The sequence below is a fragment of the Sphingomonas limnosediminicola genome (genome assembly GCF_039537965.1).
In the GTDB taxonomy this organism is placed as follows: domain Bacteria; phylum Pseudomonadota; class Alphaproteobacteria; order Sphingomonadales; family Sphingomonadaceae; genus Sphingomicrobium; species Sphingomicrobium limnosediminicola.
This window is the reverse complement of sequence record NZ_BAABBM010000001.1, coordinates 2652195-2665921: the sequence shown is the minus strand read 5'-3', so window position 1 is coordinate 2665921 and position 13727 is coordinate 2652195. Positions and strand designations below refer to the sequence as shown.

At 64.4% G+C, this 13727-nt stretch carries 16 protein-coding genes; 8 read left to right on the top strand and 8 right to left on the bottom strand.

The annotated features are described in order from the left end of the window. Positions 1-310 precede the first annotated feature (310 nt). Positions 311-1996: a tetratricopeptide repeat protein gene (locus ABD704_RS13705; RefSeq protein ID WP_344700247.1), complete on the bottom strand. Its 1686-nt coding sequence runs from the start codon at positions 1994-1996 to the stop codon at positions 311-313. 89 nt (positions 1997-2085) lie between these two features. Here ABD704_RS13705 and ABD704_RS13700 point away from each other — a divergent pair, with 89 nt between their 5' ends. Next, positions 2086-2385, top strand: a complete 300-nt coding sequence (locus tag ABD704_RS13700; RefSeq protein WP_344700246.1) for a GNAT family N-acetyltransferase — start codon at positions 2086-2088, stop codon at positions 2383-2385. Between the two features lie 17 nt (positions 2386-2402). Here the strand turns inward: ABD704_RS13700 and ABD704_RS13695 are convergent, their stop codons facing one another. After that, positions 2403-2609 (bottom strand): hypothetical protein, encoded by a 207-nt coding sequence (locus ABD704_RS13695; protein WP_344700245.1) that lies wholly within the window; start codon positions 2607-2609, stop codon positions 2403-2405. A gap of 123 nt (positions 2610-2732) precedes the next feature. Here ABD704_RS13695 and ABD704_RS13690 point away from each other — a divergent pair, with 123 nt between their 5' ends. After that, entirely contained in the window at positions 2733-3287 is a 555-nt protein-coding gene (locus ABD704_RS13690) for a L,D-transpeptidase family protein (RefSeq protein ID WP_344700244.1), read from the top strand. Between the two features lie 182 nt (positions 3288-3469). After that, positions 3470-4795 carry a L,D-transpeptidase family protein gene (locus ABD704_RS13685; RefSeq protein ID WP_344700243.1) on the top strand — a complete coding sequence of 442 codons (1326 nt, stop codon included), beginning with the start codon at positions 3470-3472 and terminating at the stop codon, positions 4793-4795. Here the strand turns inward: ABD704_RS13685 and ABD704_RS13680 are convergent. The 3 genes from ABD704_RS13680 to ABD704_RS13670 all read right to left on the bottom strand — a co-directional run bounded on the left by ABD704_RS13680 (position 4792) and on the right by ABD704_RS13670 (position 6546). Then, complete coding sequence (locus tag ABD704_RS13680; protein WP_344700242.1) at positions 4792-5682, bottom strand: MBL fold metallo-hydrolase; 891 nt, start codon at positions 5680-5682, stop codon at positions 4792-4794. The two genes, ABD704_RS13685 and ABD704_RS13680, sit on opposite strands and share 4 nt — an antisense overlap. 4 nt (positions 5683-5686) lie before the next feature. Then, entirely contained in the window at positions 5687-5866 is a 180-nt protein-coding gene (locus ABD704_RS13675; RefSeq protein ID WP_344700241.1) for a hypothetical protein, read from the bottom strand. A gap of 164 nt (positions 5867-6030) precedes the next feature. Further along, entirely contained in the window at positions 6031-6546 is a 516-nt protein-coding gene (locus ABD704_RS13670) for a hemerythrin domain-containing protein (protein WP_344700240.1), read from the bottom strand. A gap of 65 nt (positions 6547-6611) precedes the next feature. On the opposite strand from ABD704_RS13670, the gene ABD704_RS13665 reads away from it, so the two are divergent. Further along, positions 6612-6866, top strand: a complete 255-nt coding sequence (locus ABD704_RS13665) for a hypothetical protein (protein WP_344700239.1) — start codon at positions 6612-6614, stop codon at positions 6864-6866. On the opposite strand, the gene ABD704_RS13660 is transcribed toward ABD704_RS13665, so the two are convergent. Next, on the bottom strand, positions 6863-8191 hold the full coding sequence (locus tag ABD704_RS13660) for a serine hydrolase domain-containing protein (RefSeq protein ID WP_344700238.1): 1329 nt from the start codon (positions 8189-8191) through the stop codon (positions 6863-6865). The two genes, ABD704_RS13665 and ABD704_RS13660, sit on opposite strands and share 4 nt — an antisense overlap. 151 nt (positions 8192-8342) lie before the next feature. Between ABD704_RS13660 and ABD704_RS13655 the strand changes: the two genes are divergently transcribed. From ABD704_RS13655 to ABD704_RS13640, 4 genes are read left to right on the top strand one after another with little or no spacing between them, the layout of a single operon-like run. Beyond that, complete coding sequence (locus tag ABD704_RS13655; protein WP_344700237.1) at positions 8343-8633, top strand: LapA family protein; 291 nt, start codon at positions 8343-8345, stop codon at positions 8631-8633. Then, positions 8630-9325, top strand: coding sequence for an orotidine-5'-phosphate decarboxylase (gene pyrF, locus ABD704_RS13650; protein ID WP_344700236.1), 696 nt, complete (start codon positions 8630-8632; stop codon positions 9323-9325). Before ABD704_RS13655 ends, pyrF begins: the two co-directional genes overlap by 4 nt. 1 nt (position 9326) lies before the next feature. Continuing rightward, positions 9327-10184, top strand: a complete 858-nt coding sequence (gene accD, locus ABD704_RS13645) for an acetyl-CoA carboxylase, carboxyltransferase subunit beta (protein ID WP_344700235.1) — start codon at positions 9327-9329, stop codon at positions 10182-10184. Then, complete coding sequence (locus ABD704_RS13640; protein WP_344700234.1) at positions 10184-11482, top strand: bifunctional folylpolyglutamate synthase/dihydrofolate synthase; 1299 nt, start codon at positions 10184-10186, stop codon at positions 11480-11482. Before accD ends, ABD704_RS13640 begins: the two co-directional genes overlap by 1 nt. Here the strand turns inward: ABD704_RS13640 and ABD704_RS13635 are convergent. Continuing rightward, positions 11479-13176, bottom strand: a complete 1698-nt coding sequence (locus ABD704_RS13635) for an AmpG family muropeptide MFS transporter (protein ID WP_344700233.1) — start codon at positions 13174-13176, stop codon at positions 11479-11481. The two genes, ABD704_RS13640 and ABD704_RS13635, sit on opposite strands and share 4 nt — an antisense overlap. Before the next feature lie 80 nt (positions 13177-13256). Then, positions 13257-13694 (bottom strand): response regulator, encoded by a 438-nt coding sequence (locus ABD704_RS13630; RefSeq protein ID WP_344700232.1) that lies wholly within the window; start codon positions 13692-13694, stop codon positions 13257-13259. Positions 13695-13727 lie beyond the last annotated feature (33 nt).

Genomic DNA, 13727 nt, shown 5'->3' with positions numbered 1-13727 from the left:
AGCGGGACGTCAGCGAAGCTTGCCAGCGAACCGCGAAACCTTAGCTGGTTCACGGATGACGCCGACCAAGCGCTCATGCGCCAGGGGTCGGGCGTGTGGCTGCCGATCCCGCAATCACGGAGAGGGCCGCAGTCCCGGGCGACGGCTGCACGGCTCCCGGTGTTCTAGCGCTCCTCCTACGTGGATCGCTCGCCGACAACGCGCAACAGCTTCGATCGCATGCTCCCGCAGATAATAGGTGCATCTTCGACAAAATGGCGTCCTCTGCGGGAGCGCGCGACGCGCTCGCCTTGACCGATTCCCTGGATGACTAGAACGCCGCGGTCGCCAGCTTCACGTCGGCCTTGCCCCACGCTTTCTCGAACTGCACGCGCGCTTCGGCGGCCTCGGCGCCCTCATTCTGCGCGGCGAGCGCCTGGCTCAGGCCGAGATAGGCCCAGCCATTGTTCGGGTGACGCTTGAGGTCGTCGCGGAACACCGCTTCCGCTTCGGCCGCCTTGCCCGCCGCCATCAGCGCGTTCCCGAGCATTGGCCGGGTCGGGAAAATGATGTCGTTGGGCTCGTTATAGGCGAGCTTGTCTTCCTGACTGACGGCTTGCGTCAGCAGCGCAATCGCCTCGTGTCGCCTACCGCCGGCGGCCGCCAACCGCGCCCGTGCCTTGAGCTGCCCGATTTCGTAGAGTGGCTTCGCGGCATTGTTGCCCTGCGTCGCGTCCGCGGGGACTGCGGCTATCAGCTTGTCGGCCTTCGCCAATTCTCCGGCGGCTTCGTCGAGCCGCCCTTTCGCCGCCAGCGCCTCCGCCCTAGCCTGCAAATAGTGGATAGTCGCGCCGGTCAGCCGTGCGCTTGGCGCGGGCTCGGCGAGCATCTCGTCCCACATGCCGAACTTCGTGTAGCCGTCGTAGATGAAGCCCGCGCCCCAATCGAGGCCGGGCATCGCCATCAGCATGGCGTCGGGCATGTGCTGCCGCGCCGTCCGCAACGCCTCGATCGTCTCGGCCCGACGGCCTTCCATCCCAGCCGACGCGGCGAGGAACTGGAAGTTGTGAATGAGGTACATCGGATAATAATCGGGCGGCGCCGTTTCCTTGATATAGGCGAGGTCGGCGGCCGCGCCCTTCCGATTGGCCTCCGCCGCTTGCTCGTAGCGGCCGACGCGCTGCATAATGTGGGCCGGCATATGTTCTAGATGCCCGGCCGAGGGCATCATGCCGGTCAGCACCTCCGCCGATGCCAGTGCCTGTTCCGGGTGCTGCGACGCCTCTACCGCGTGGATGTAATAATGGTTGGCACCGGGGTGCTTCGGGTCACGCTTCAGCACCTTCTGCAGCGCATCGAGGATCTGTTGCGTCCCCGGATTCTGCGTGCCGTCGGCCTTCCACAGCTTCCACGGGTTCGTGTTCATCAGCCCTTCGGCGTACATCGTCTGCACGTCGAGATCGTTCGGATATCGCGCCGCGACCTTCCGCATCGCGTCGACATAGTTCTTCAGCAGAGGCCCGCTGTTGGACGGATCGACTTGCTCCGCGCCGGCATAGCGCAGCGCCACCGCTGCGATGAGCGCCCGCTCTACCGGCGTCGCTCGCCTCTCGTTCACCCGTGCCTTGCGCAGCGCTTCCAGCCCGATCCTGGCCCGGGCGGAGCTCATCATCGGCATGTTGTAATTCGGGCCGAGCGTCAGCGCGACGCCCCAGTAGCAACTGGCGCAGCGAGGATCGATTTCCGCCGCCTTGGCGAAGGACCGCGTCGCCTCGTCATGGTTGAACGCCCAGATGAAGCGCATGCCCTGGTCGAAATAGCGCTGCGCCAACTTCGAGCGCGTCGTCACCTTGCGATGGAAAGTGCCGAGCCCGTCATAGAGCTTCGCTCCCTTCGCCCATCCGGCGAGCGTCTCGGGAGGCGGCGGCGCGTGGGTATCGTGGCTTTGCGCCAGGACGCCTTGAGGCATGGCGAGCGACATGGCGGACAACAGGTACGCGAGAACGGCTTTGCGCATCGGCGATCTCCTGCGATTGCCGCAGATTACGCCAACAGCCGTTTCGCTCCAAGCTGGTGCGACCCAGAGGCCGCCGCTACACCCCGGGAATGACCTCGCCGCAACGCCAGTACGCCATCCGCGACAATCCCGACCGCCATCGCTTCGAGGCCGATCTTGGCGACGGCAGTTTAGGCATCGCCGAATACAAGCTCGTGCCCGGCAAGATCATCTTCACGCACACGGAGGTGCCGCACGCGCACGAAGGCCAGGGCGTCGGTTCGGCCTTGATACGCTTCGGCCTCGGCGCAGCGCGCGACCGGGGCTTAAAGGTCGTGCCGATCTGCCCCTTCTTCGCCGCCTACATGCGGGATCACCCGGAAACGCAGGACCTGCTCGACGAGCAATAGCGCGAGCGACTGGGGCTTTAGAGCGGTTCGTCCTCTCCCATCGTCCATGACGGCGGGTCGCTTGCGGGGAAAGACTCTTCGTCCGCTTCCTCGACGAGATCGTCGCGCAACGGCGGTCTCGGCGCGGTCGCGGATTCCGGATTCGGGCGCAGCCATTTGAGCAGCAGGAAAGCGCCGGTTCCGGCCGCAATGGCCGCGATTGCTGGGGAAAGCCGGGGCTTCATCCGCGCCTCATAGCAGTCCCCCTTGGCGCGTCTCAAGGCGGGCCATGCACGTTTTGCACGGAACTCGACTCAGGGTCCGAGCATTCTCGCAGCAAAAGTCAACAATTAAAATTCAGGTGTGAAATGAAGCAGCTAGCCCTCGCGCTTGCGCTGACGGGATCGTGCGTACTTGCGACTACCGTCGCTACGACCCCGGCTTATGCGCTGGAAACCTACGAAGCCAAGATGCAGGCGAGCGACGCCGCGTCGCAGGCGCGCATCGACATGATGGACGCCTTCGGCCCGAAAGCGCTTCGCCCCGGCCAGTACCTGTGGCGCTACGTTCCCGAATCCGCCGGCGCGCAGCGCGTCGTCGTCAGCCTGTCTGACCAGATGGCCTACCTCTATCGTGGCGACACGCTGGTTGCCGCATCGACCATCTCGAGCGGCAAGGATGAGAAGCCGACGCCGACCGGCATCTTTTCGGTGCTCGCCAAGCAGCCGATGTACCGTTCGAAGAAGTACGATAATGCGCCGATGCCCTGGATGCAGCGCATCGACCAGTACGGCATCGCTCTTCACGCTGGCTTCAACCCGGGCGTTCCCGCCAGCCATGGCTGCGTCCGCCTCCCCGCCGCGTTCGCCAAGAAACTATATTCCGTAACCGACGTCGGCACGCCGGTTTACATCGGCGCGTAGGCCGATCGGGCCGCGTCTTCCGCTAGGGCGCGGCCCATTCGGTTCCATCGGGCGGCGGCAGAGTCCCGGTCTTGAACAATATGCCGGCGAATTCAGATTCACCTTGTTTCTCAATGCTATTTTTGAACCGTTGACCCCATTGCAGCGTTGTGTCGGCAAAAGAACTTTTAAGGTTTAGCGCCGTGAAAAATTGGATGCTGGTCGGTGCCGCGATTGCGGCGCTGGCGATCTCGCCTGTCCCCGCTTTTGCTGCCGCGACCCCCCGGGTCGCGGTGCCGGTAGTTGCGTCTGCCGCTCCCACGACCGATGTCGTCAGCAGCTTCTACGCCCAGCGCCGCAATGCGCCTTTGTGGCTTAAGGCCGGCGCGCAAAGCTCGGCGGCAACCGAATTCCTCCAGGTCCTGCAGCGCGCGCCGCTCGACGGCCTGTCGAACGGCCCAGCGCTTGCCAACCAGGCGCAGGGCCTGCTTGCCCGTGCCAGCACCGGCGATCAGGCCGCCGCGGCTGATGCGGAGCGGCTGCTGTCGACCGCCTGGGTCATGTACGTTCAGGCGCTTCAGCGTGCGCCGGCCGGCATGACCTATGCCGACAATTGGGTGAAGCCGCACTTGTCGACCCCGGGCCAGATCCTCTCCCGCGCCGCGTCGGCCCCCTCGCTGTCGGCTCACATCCGCGAGGTTTCGGCCGTCAACCCGATTTACGCCCGCCTTCGCGACGCCGCTTGGTCGAACATGCAGATGACCGGCGCGCCGGCCGATCCGCGCGTCCTCGCCAGTCTTGACCGGGTCCGCGATATGCCGTTCCAGAAGCGCTACGTGATGGTCGATACCGCCGGCGCGCAGCTCTACATGATCGAGGACGGGCAGATCGTCGACACGATGAGGGTCATCGTCGGCAAGGTCGATCCGTCGACTCAGACGCCGATGCTGGCCAGCACCATCTATTATGCGACGCTCAACCCCTATTGGCACGTCACGGATGAGCTCGTGCGAAACCTCATTGCGCGCAATGTCATCAACCAAGGCGTCGGCTATCTGAAAACTCGCGGATATCAGGTGATGCCGGCGACGGCCGGCGACGACACTTTGCTAGACCCGGCCAAGGTCAACTGGCGCGCGGTCGCCGCGGGCGATGAACAGGTGCGCGTGCGCCAGCTGCCAGGGCCAATGAATTCGATGGGCCAGTTGAAGATCGGCTTCCCGAACGCCGACGACATCTACCTGCACGACACGCCGTCAAAGGGCCTGTTCGCGCAGGACGATCGCAACCTCAGCCACGGCTGCGTCCGGCTGGAGGATGCCGAGCGGCTCGGTCGCTGGCTGCTCGGGCGCGATCCGCAGAGCGCGTCGACGAGCGATCCGGAGCAGCATGTCCTGCTGCCGACGCCGGTGCCGATCTACATGACTTACGTCACCGCCCAGGTGAATGACGGGAAGCTCAGCTACGTCGACGATATCTACGGCCGCGACAACGCACATGCGTCGCAGGTCGCGACGCTCGCCAACTAAGGCAGCTTCAGCGGAATCTTGAGATAGCTGGTGCCGTTCGCTTCGGCGGGCGGCATGCGGCCGCCGCGAATGTTCACCTGGATCGCGGGGTAGAGGAGCTTCGGCAAGTTGAGCGTGGCGTCGCGCGTTTCACGCATCGTCACATAATCGCTCTCGCCGACCCCGCCTCCGATATGAACGTTGCGGTCGAGCTGCTCGTCCACCGTTGTCTCCCACGCGAAGACCTCGCGGCCTGGCGCCTTGTAATCGTGGCACATGAAGAGGCGGGTCTCACGCGGTAGAGAAAGGACGCGGTGCATCGACTGGAATAGCTGCCGCGCATTGCCGCCCGGGAAGTCGCAGCGGGCAGTGCCATAATCCGGCATGAACATCGTATCGCCGACGAACACGGCGTCGCCGACGCCATAGCTAACGCAGGCGGGCGTGTGGCCCGGTGTGGCGATCACTTCGACTTCTAGCTCACCGAGCGGCAGACGGTCGCCATCGCGAAGGAGCCGGTCGAAGTCGCCGCCGTCTGGTTTCAGGTCCTCGACTGCCAATAGGCCGCCGAACACCCGCTGCACCTCGCGAATGCCCTCGCCGACGCACAGCGTCGCGCCGGTCCGCTGCCGCACGAGATCCCCGCCCGACAGGTGGTCGGCATGGACGTGGGTCTCGAGCACCCATGCGATCTGGAAACCGGCTGCTTGCGCCGCACCCAGGATCTTTTCCACCGGCGCCGGACCGACGCGGCCGCTGACGATATCGAAACCGAGAACCGGATCGATGATCGCGGCCGTGCCTGTCGCTGGATCCGCGACGAGATAGCTGATGCTGTTGGTGGCTTCGTCGAAGAAAGCGTCGATGACCGGGGCCGTGACGTCGGCCCGCCCGGCTATTTCGCTCACTCGGCTAAATGGCTTGCCGTTCGGCGCTGGGCGCACGACCGTCTCGGTAAAGCGCAGCGCGTCCGGCGTGGAGCGATGCCAGCTCTTCGTGCCGCCGCTTCACGTCCGGATCACTCGCCGACTCTGCCATCGTCTGGCACTGACGAGCGCGCTCCTGGTGATAGACATGGTCTTCGTAACTCATCGCCCCTCGCCTTTTTAAGCGCAGCTGGGGGGCTGCAGGGCGCGGTGCTCGCAAGACGTGCGCCCATGGATGGACTTATACCATCCAACGGGCGCAGCACGCGAATCTGACGGAAAACCTAGATTTCTCGCCAGATCCGAGTCGGAACGGACGCGTACCGAAGTCTAGACGGTGACGTCTTCCATCGTTTTCAGCTTCGGTGTCGGAATGCCGCTCATCTTGAACTGCTCGGTCAGTTCGGCCTTGCGGGCCGCCAACTGTTCGCCAAGCGCGTCCATGTCGAGCCCGGCCTTCTTCGCCTGCGCGAAAAGGCCGTCCATGCGCTTTTCTTCTTCTTCGACGTGATGCTCGATCTCTTCGGAGAGTACTTTGACCTTGGCGTCGTAATATTCGTCGTCTTTCGGCCCGCCGGACAGAATCTCGGCGATCAGCACCTTGGCGCCGTCATGCTCGACATAGGCTTCCTTGAGCATGTCCTCTTCGACATTGCCCTCGCAAGCCGGGTAGAAGATTTCCTCCTCGATTTGCGCGTGCACCGACAGTTCCAGGCAGATCTGCTCGGCGAGCGTCTGCTTGCGTGTATCGGCGCTGGCCTTCTCGAACTTTTCGAACAGATCTTCGACTGCGCGATGATCGGCTTTCAGGAGCTGGACTGCATCCTGTGATTTTGTCTCGGCCATAACCTTACTCACCTCCGTGTGCTTGGTTACGAAACCAACCGATGACCTCGTATGTTCCTGCACCGATGCGTCACGAAGCTGTCTCGAACACAGCCGCGGGCCGGGTCGACTGGAAGGGCCTCGGCTACCTCATCTCAATTGTCAGCGTCGTCCTGCTCAGCGCGATCGCTTGGCCGAAATCGGGCGACCCCGGCTGGCACTTGCCGCTGCTGCTCGCCGGCATGACGACCTCGATCATCGGGATGGGCTGCCGCTACAAGGCGCACCTCGACGAACAGCGCGAGATCAAGAAGGCGAAAGCTGAAGCCCGAAGCCGTTAGCGGCGGCCGCGGCCCCTGCCGCGCGGCGTGTCGACGGAATCACCGCTGCCGCTGTCGATCTCCGGATCGGAAGAAGCGATCTCCTGCGTATTGGCGCCCGGGCGTGAATTGAGCTCCAGCCAGTCGCGGAACGGCAGGTGATAGAGCTGGTCCATCACCTCGAATTCCAGCCCGCCCGGCTGCCAGGTATCACTGTTCCATAGCGCGACCACGCCGCTTTTCTTCACCGGGTCGAACAGAATGAAGGAGCGATAGCCCTTGATACCGCCGCGGTGCCCGATGATCCGGTGGCCCGAATAATCGTAGCTGCGCCAGCCGTAGCCGTACCAAGCGGTGCCAAGGCGCTCGAGGAACTTGCGGAGCCGTCCGCGCTCGGTCGGCGTGACGACGTAGGGCGCGTGGATCGTATCGAGCAATTTGCCGTCGAGCACGTCCGGCATCTCCCCCATCTGCGCTTCCATCCACAGCGCCATGTCCTTGATGTTGCTGTTGATGCCCGCTGCGCCCGGGACCTTGTAGTAAGTGTCGACGATCGGCTCCGGGCGGCGGCCGGCGCTGTGCGGCTTCGCCCAGCTCTTGTTCGACTGCAGGCCTTCCATCGAGACGCTGCCGCTGCTCATACCAATCGGGTTGAACAGGTAGCGCCTGACCGCCGCTTCGTAGGGCATGCCGGTGGTGCGGCTTACCATCTCGCTCGACGCGTCATAGGCGATGTTCTGGTACGACCAGCAGGTGCCCGGCAGGCAGGTTGCGCTCAGCGACGAGAGACTGGCGCGCAGGAAGCTCGGGTCCTGCCCTTCCTCCAGCTTATTATCAAAGGCGTTTCGGTAAAGGCCGAGCCGATGCGACAGCAGGTCGCCGACGGTCGCGCGGTTCTCGTTCCCCGCGGGCAGCTTGAGGTCGGGTGCGTATTGGGCGACCGGCGCCTCCAGATTGATCTTCCCTTGCTCGGCGAGCTTGGCGACCATCGTCGCGGCGACGCCCTTCGACGTCGAAGCCCAGCGGAAGACGGTGTCGGGCGTCACCGGGTCGCCCGACCCGGCCTCGGTCTCGCCATAACCCTGAAGGAAGGTGATGCGCCCGTTCTCGACGACGCCGACGGCGAGGCCGACCATCGCCGGCTTGGCCATCAGCTGGCGCAGGCGTCCGTCGAGCAATTTATAGTCGATGTCGCGCCGCGAATCCGTGGACAGCGAGGCGAGCTTGAGATGCGCCTGCGCAACCGCAGCCTGCTCATGAGCGGCCTTGGTCGCGGCAGTCGGCCGCATCGCCAAAAGTGACGCGCCGCCCAGCAAAGCCAGGACAGCCAGCGCTATCTTGTTCACATCGCGCAAAACATTCTTCTCCCCACCCCGAGATAGGGTGTGGCCTTGACGGTGAAAACGCTCAACGCCCCGTGCGGCACGCTTGCGGCGAAGCGACTCTGGCGCACGACGAACTCCTAGCCTAAACGCCGCCAGCGGAGAAAAGGTACAAATGCGCTTTCTTTCGACGGTTTTTTGGGCGCTTGTCGCAGTCGTGATTGCTCTCTTCAGCTATCGCAACTGGAACGACGTCACGCTGAACCTGTGGGGCGACATCCAGGCCGAGGTGAAGATCCCGGTCCTGACGTTCATCATGTTCCTGCTCGCCTTTCTGCCGACATGGATCATCATGCGCGCCCGGATCTGGGCGCAGCGCCGCAGGCTCGAGGCGATCGAGCGGCAGCATGCGTCGGCCACCCCGCCGCATATCGTCACTGCCGAGGATGGAGAGCCGGTCATATGAACCCGATCTTCGTTGCCCTGGACACGCCCGATATCCACCGTGCCGTCGCGATTGCGCGGGACGTTCGCGGGCTTGCCGGTGGCGTGAAGCTCGGCCTCGAATTCTTCTGCGCCAATGGCGAGGAAGGCGTGCTTCGCATTGCCGAGGGCGAGCTTCCGGTTTTCCTCGACCTCAAGTTTCATGACATTCCCAACACGGTCGCCAAGGCGGTGGCGGCACTCGCGCACCTTGAGCCCGCGATCCTGACGGTCCATGCCGCGGGCGGCCGCGAGATGCTTGCGGCGGCAAAGGCGGCCGCGTCGCCCAAGACCAAGGTCGTCGGTGTCACCGTCCTCACGAGCCTCGACGCCGCCGATCTGGCCGCGGCGGGGATCAGCGGTTCGCCCGCCGACCAGGTCAAGCGCCTCACCGACCTCGCCCAGCAGTCGGGCATCGACGGCATCGTTTGCTCCGGAGAAGAAGTCGCGGCGGCCAAGAAGCAATGGCCCGATGGTTTCTTCGTCGTCCCCGGCGTCCGGCCCGAAGGCGCCGACGTCGGCGACCAGAAACGCGTCGTTACCCCAGCTCAGGCGTTGTCCGACGGTGCGAGCGTCCTCGTCATCGGCCGGCCGATCACCGGCGCGCCTAACCCGGCGCAGGCGATCCGCGACATCGCCGGCACCTTGAACAGCAGCGAAGAAGCGAGAGTTTGAAATGAATTGGCTAAGCCGCGTCCGCAGCGGAATCCCGTTCCTGCCCAAGCGCCAGACGGCCGAAAACCTATGGCACAAATGCGTGAAGTGCGGGACGATGGTCTTCGTCAAGGAATGGGAAGAAAATTACAGCGTCTGTCCGCGCTGCGACTTCCATGACCGCATCGGCCCGGAAAAGCGCTTCGAGCAATTGTTCGACGCCGCTGAATATGAGGTTCTTCCGGCCCCCGAAGTGCGCGAGGACCCACTTCGCTTCCGCGACACGAAACGCTACACCGAACGCATCAAGGCGGCCCGTGCCGCGACCGACGAGCGTGATGCGCTCATCAACGCGCGCGGTAGAATTGACGGACACAAGGTCATCGTCGGCGTCCAGGACTTCGCCTTCATGGGCGGGTCGATGGGCATCGGCGTCGGAGCGGCTTTCGTCGCCGGTGTGCGCGCCGCGATCGAGCAGCGCAGCCCCTTCATCCTGTTCACCGCCGCCGGCGGCGCGCGCATGCAGGAAGGCATCCTGTCGCTGATGCAGATGCCGCGCACGACCGTCGCCCTAGCCGAGCTCAAGGAAGCCGGCCTGCCCTACATCGTGGTGCTGACCGACCCGACGACGGGCGGCGTCACGGCCTCCTACGCGATGCTCGGCGACGTGCAGATCGCCGAGCCCGGAGCGCTCATCGGCTTTGCCGGACAGCGGGTCATCGAGCAGACAATTCGCGAGAAGCTGCCCGAAGGTTTCCAGCGCGCAGAATATCTCCTCGAGCACGGGATGATCGACATGGTCGTCCATCGCGCCTCGCTGAAGGAGAAGATCGCACTGTTGGTTGCCTATCTGGCGCCGGAGGCGAAGGAAGCGGCCTGATGGCCGACTTCGCGCGCTCGACCCACCCGGAGGTTCAGGCGCAGCTCGATCGCTTGTCGATGCTGTCGCCCGGCGGCGACCGCCTCGGCCTGCAGCGCATTTCGGATTTGCTCGACCGGCTTGGCCGGCCACAGGACAGGCTGCCCCCGATCTTCCACATCGCGGGCACTAACGGCAAAGGCTCGACCGTCGCCTTCATTCGCGCGGCGCTGGAGGCGTCGGGCCACGATGTCCACGTCTTCACCAGCCCGCACCTCGTCCGCTTCAACGAGCGCATCCGCGTCGCCGGGCGCTTGATCGAGGACGAGCAGCTCGCGGCACTGCTGACCGAGGTGGTGAATGTTAGCGAGGGGATCGAGCCGAGTTTTTTCGAGGTTGCGACGGCGGTTGCACTGCTCGCCTTCGCGCGGACTCCAGCCGACGCCTGCATCCTTGAGGTCGGCCTAGGCGGGCGGCTCGATGCCACCAACGTGATCGAGCAGCCGCTTGTCACCGGCATCGCCAACCTTGCGCTCGACCACCAGCAGTTTCTCGGCCACGGCCTCGGCGACATCGCCGCTGAAAAAGCTGCCATTGCCAAGCCCGGCGTGCCGCTGCTCACGCAGCTCTACCCGCCCTCGGCGGCGGCGCGTGTCGGTGAAGTCGCACGCGATAAGGGCGCACCCTGGCTACCGCGCGGCGGCACGTGGGATGCGATCGCGCAGACCGGCAAGCTCCGCTATCACGATGAACAGGGCAGCCTCGACCTGCCCCTCCCCCGCCTTCGCGGTCGTCATCAGGCGCTGAACGCCGCTCTCGCCGTCGCCATGCTCCGCCATCAGGATGCGCTGCATGTCCCGATCTCTGCTTTGAACGCCGCCATGGGCTGGGCCGACTGGCCGGCGCGGCTTCAACGGCTCGCTGCTGGCCCGCTCGTGGGGTTGCGCGAAGTCTGGCTGGATGGCGGCCACAACCCGTCCGCCGCGCGTCAGATCGCCAGTTGGACGAAGCATGCATTCACCGACGACAAGCCGCTCCACATGATCTTCGCGAGTTTGACGTCGAAGGACCCGACCGGGATGCTGGAGCCCTTCGCCGGCATCGCCGACCATGTTCACGCCGTTTCGATCCCCGATCACGCAAGCTTCGCGCCGGCCGAGCTTGTCCAGATCGCGCGGTCTCTCGGCTTTCCCGTCGATGCGGACGACAGCGTGGCGGATGCGCTCGCGGCCACTCCCGCCGACGCGCGCGTCCTGATCTTCGGCTCGCTCTATCTCGCCGGCGCGGTGCTCGCGGCGAACGACCAGGTGCCGGACTAGGCCTTCGCGGGCTCGTCTACCTTCGCTGCGGTGTCCTCCTCCGCGCGGCGGCCTTCAGCGGCGACGCGCATCCATTCGAGAATCACGAACAGGATCGCGAACGCACCGGCGGCGGCGGTCCAGCGGAACACGGTCGCATAGCCGTAGGTGTCGAACGCTTCCCCGGCGATGCCGCGGCCCAGCGAGCCGATAAGAAAGGTCAGGGAGGACAGCAGCGCATATTGCACCGCAGTAAACCGCTTGCTGACGATGCCCGACAGGTACGCAACGAACGACGCGCCCGCGATGCCGGTCGAGATATTCTCGTAGGAGATGGCGAGCAGCAGCCGGACCATCCGCTCGTCGAAGCCGAAAAGGCCGAACAATTGCGTCAGCCCGATCGTGCCTGCGACCGAGTCGAGTTTCGGTCCGCCCTCGGCGAGATCGGCATAAACGAAATTGCCGAACACCGGCAGGATCGCGCCGATCAGCACCGTCGGAAGCCGGCCGAGCCGAGCGAATAAATAGCCGCCGAGCGCGATGCCGATCATCGTCATGAAGATGCCGAACACCTTCGACGCGAACGCCACCTCGTCCTTCGAATAATGGAGGAAGTCGAGGTAGAAGGGGAAAGCGAAGCTCGACCAAATATTGTAGCAGAGCGTGTAGGTGAGGATCAGGCCGAGCACGATCAGCACGCCCCAGCCGAGCCGCGCCGACAGCTCCCCGAGCGGCGCCACCAGCGCGACATAGAGGTGATTCAGCGCATTGCGGAGCGGCGTATGCGCGTGGTCAGCCTTCGTCAGCACGTGGCGCTTGCGCGCCCGCAGCCAATTGATCAGCGACGAAACGATCAGCGGCACCAGAACCGTCGCCAGGATGATCCACGGCCCGTAATGCTTGGTGAAATCGGCGACCGAAGGCTGCTTTTCACCCGGCGCCGTCGTCAGCATCGAGATCATGAAGTGGCCGATGGTGTAGATTGCCCACGCCCAGCTGACGCCGACGATGGCGAGCGCAAAGCCGCGCGCCTTCGGGTCCAGCGCGCCAGGCTCCTCGAGCTCCTTGTGGAGGACGTCATTGTCCGGTCGCGGCGTATCCGGCGCCTGCAGCGCAATGACCGCGATCACTGCGATCAGGCCGCCCATCAGAAGATAGACCAGCGACCAGCTCATCCGCGCGGCCAGCACCAGCGCCAAGGCGCCGCCGACAATCGAGGCGATCCGATAGCCGAACTGGTAAATGGCGGAGAGAAGCTCCACCGGCGTTTGTTCGTCGGCGACATCGATGCGCCAGGCGTCAATGGCGACGTCCTGCGTTGCCGATGCCAGCGCGGCGATCACCGCGAAGATCGCAAAGGTGCCGATGTTCGTTGCCGGGTTGGTCGCGGCAAGGCCGGCAAAGCCGGCGATCATCACCGCTTGGCAAAGGACGATCCAGCTCTTGCGCCGCCCGATCCGCTCCAGGAGCGGCAGCGGCATGCGGTCGACCAAAGGCGACCACAGGAACTTGAAGCTGTAGCTGAGCCCAATCCAAGACAGCACGCCGATCGTCGCCAAGTTGATCTTGGCTTCGCCGAGCCAGGCGTTGAGCGTTCCAATGAGGAGCGCGAATGGCAGTCCCGACGAAAAGCCGAACGCCAGCATGATCGACGACTTTCGCGTCTGCAGCGCCGCCTTGAGCAGCCTCCAACCCTTCGGACGTTGAGTGGCCACCGTTCCCCCTTCTGGCTAGCTGGTTGCAGGTTTAGCCTGCTTTCACGGCCTGCCTAGCCCTGCGATGAACGGTCGTCGCGTCAGCCGTTCTCGTCGACGACTATGAACAGCCGCACGCCCTTGGGCGGCTTGACCTTTTGGCCCTGCAGATGGCGGTCGATGCACTCGATCGCCTTGCATAATTGGCGGTCGGAATAGGGCTTGCTGACGCAGCCGATGGCGATTTCATGCGCGCCTTCATATTCGTGGCCGGTGGCGAACAGGGTTGGGATGCCCTTTGCCTTGGCCGCATGGGCGAGTTCGATGCCCGTGCGGTCCCCGCGCAGGCGAACGTCGCTGAGAATCAGATGCACCTCTTCGCGCTCCAGCACGTTGAGCGCTTCGTCGAGGTCGTCGACCGTCGCGACGATCTCGTAGCCGGCATCGCCGAGCGTGTTTTCATTGTCGAAGGCAGTCAGCGGCTCATCCTCAACGATGAGGATCCGCTTGACGACCTGCTTACGCTTCCCGAACAGCATCGAAACTCCAGCTTATGACTTCGCCTCCGAAAC

Excerpts from the sequence above, each read along its gene's own strand:
- ABD704_RS13705 (WP_344700247.1), bottom strand. The coding sequence starts at position 1,996 with ATGCGCAAAGCCGTTCTCGCGTACCTGTTGTCCGCCATGTCGCTCGCC.
- ABD704_RS13700 (WP_344700246.1), top strand. The coding sequence starts at position 2,086 with ATGACCTCGCCGCAACGCCAGTACGCCATCCGCGACAATCCCGACCGC.
- ABD704_RS13695 (WP_344700245.1), bottom strand. The coding sequence starts at position 2,609 with ATGAAGCCCCGGCTTTCCCCAGCAATCGCGGCCATTGCGGCCGGAACC.
- ABD704_RS13690 (WP_344700244.1), top strand. The coding sequence starts at position 2,733 with ATGAAGCAGCTAGCCCTCGCGCTTGCGCTGACGGGATCGTGCGTACTT.
- ABD704_RS13675 (WP_344700241.1), bottom strand. The coding sequence starts at position 5,866 with ATGAGTTACGAAGACCATGTCTATCACCAGGAGCGCGCTCGTCAGTGC.
- ABD704_RS13670 (WP_344700240.1), bottom strand. The coding sequence starts at position 6,546 with ATGGCCGAGACAAAATCACAGGATGCAGTCCAGCTCCTGAAAGCCGAT.
- ABD704_RS13665 (WP_344700239.1), top strand. The coding sequence starts at position 6,612 with ATGCGTCACGAAGCTGTCTCGAACACAGCCGCGGGCCGGGTCGACTGG.
- ABD704_RS13655 (WP_344700237.1), top strand. The coding sequence starts at position 8,343 with ATGCGCTTTCTTTCGACGGTTTTTTGGGCGCTTGTCGCAGTCGTGATT.
- pyrF (WP_344700236.1), top strand. The coding sequence starts at position 8,630 with ATGAACCCGATCTTCGTTGCCCTGGACACGCCCGATATCCACCGTGCC.
- accD (WP_344700235.1), top strand. The coding sequence starts at position 9,327 with ATGAATTGGCTAAGCCGCGTCCGCAGCGGAATCCCGTTCCTGCCCAAG.
- ABD704_RS13640 (WP_344700234.1), top strand. The coding sequence starts at position 10,184 with ATGGCCGACTTCGCGCGCTCGACCCACCCGGAGGTTCAGGCGCAGCTC.
- ABD704_RS13630 (WP_344700232.1), bottom strand. The coding sequence starts at position 13,694 with ATGCTGTTCGGGAAGCGTAAGCAGGTCGTCAAGCGGATCCTCATCGTT.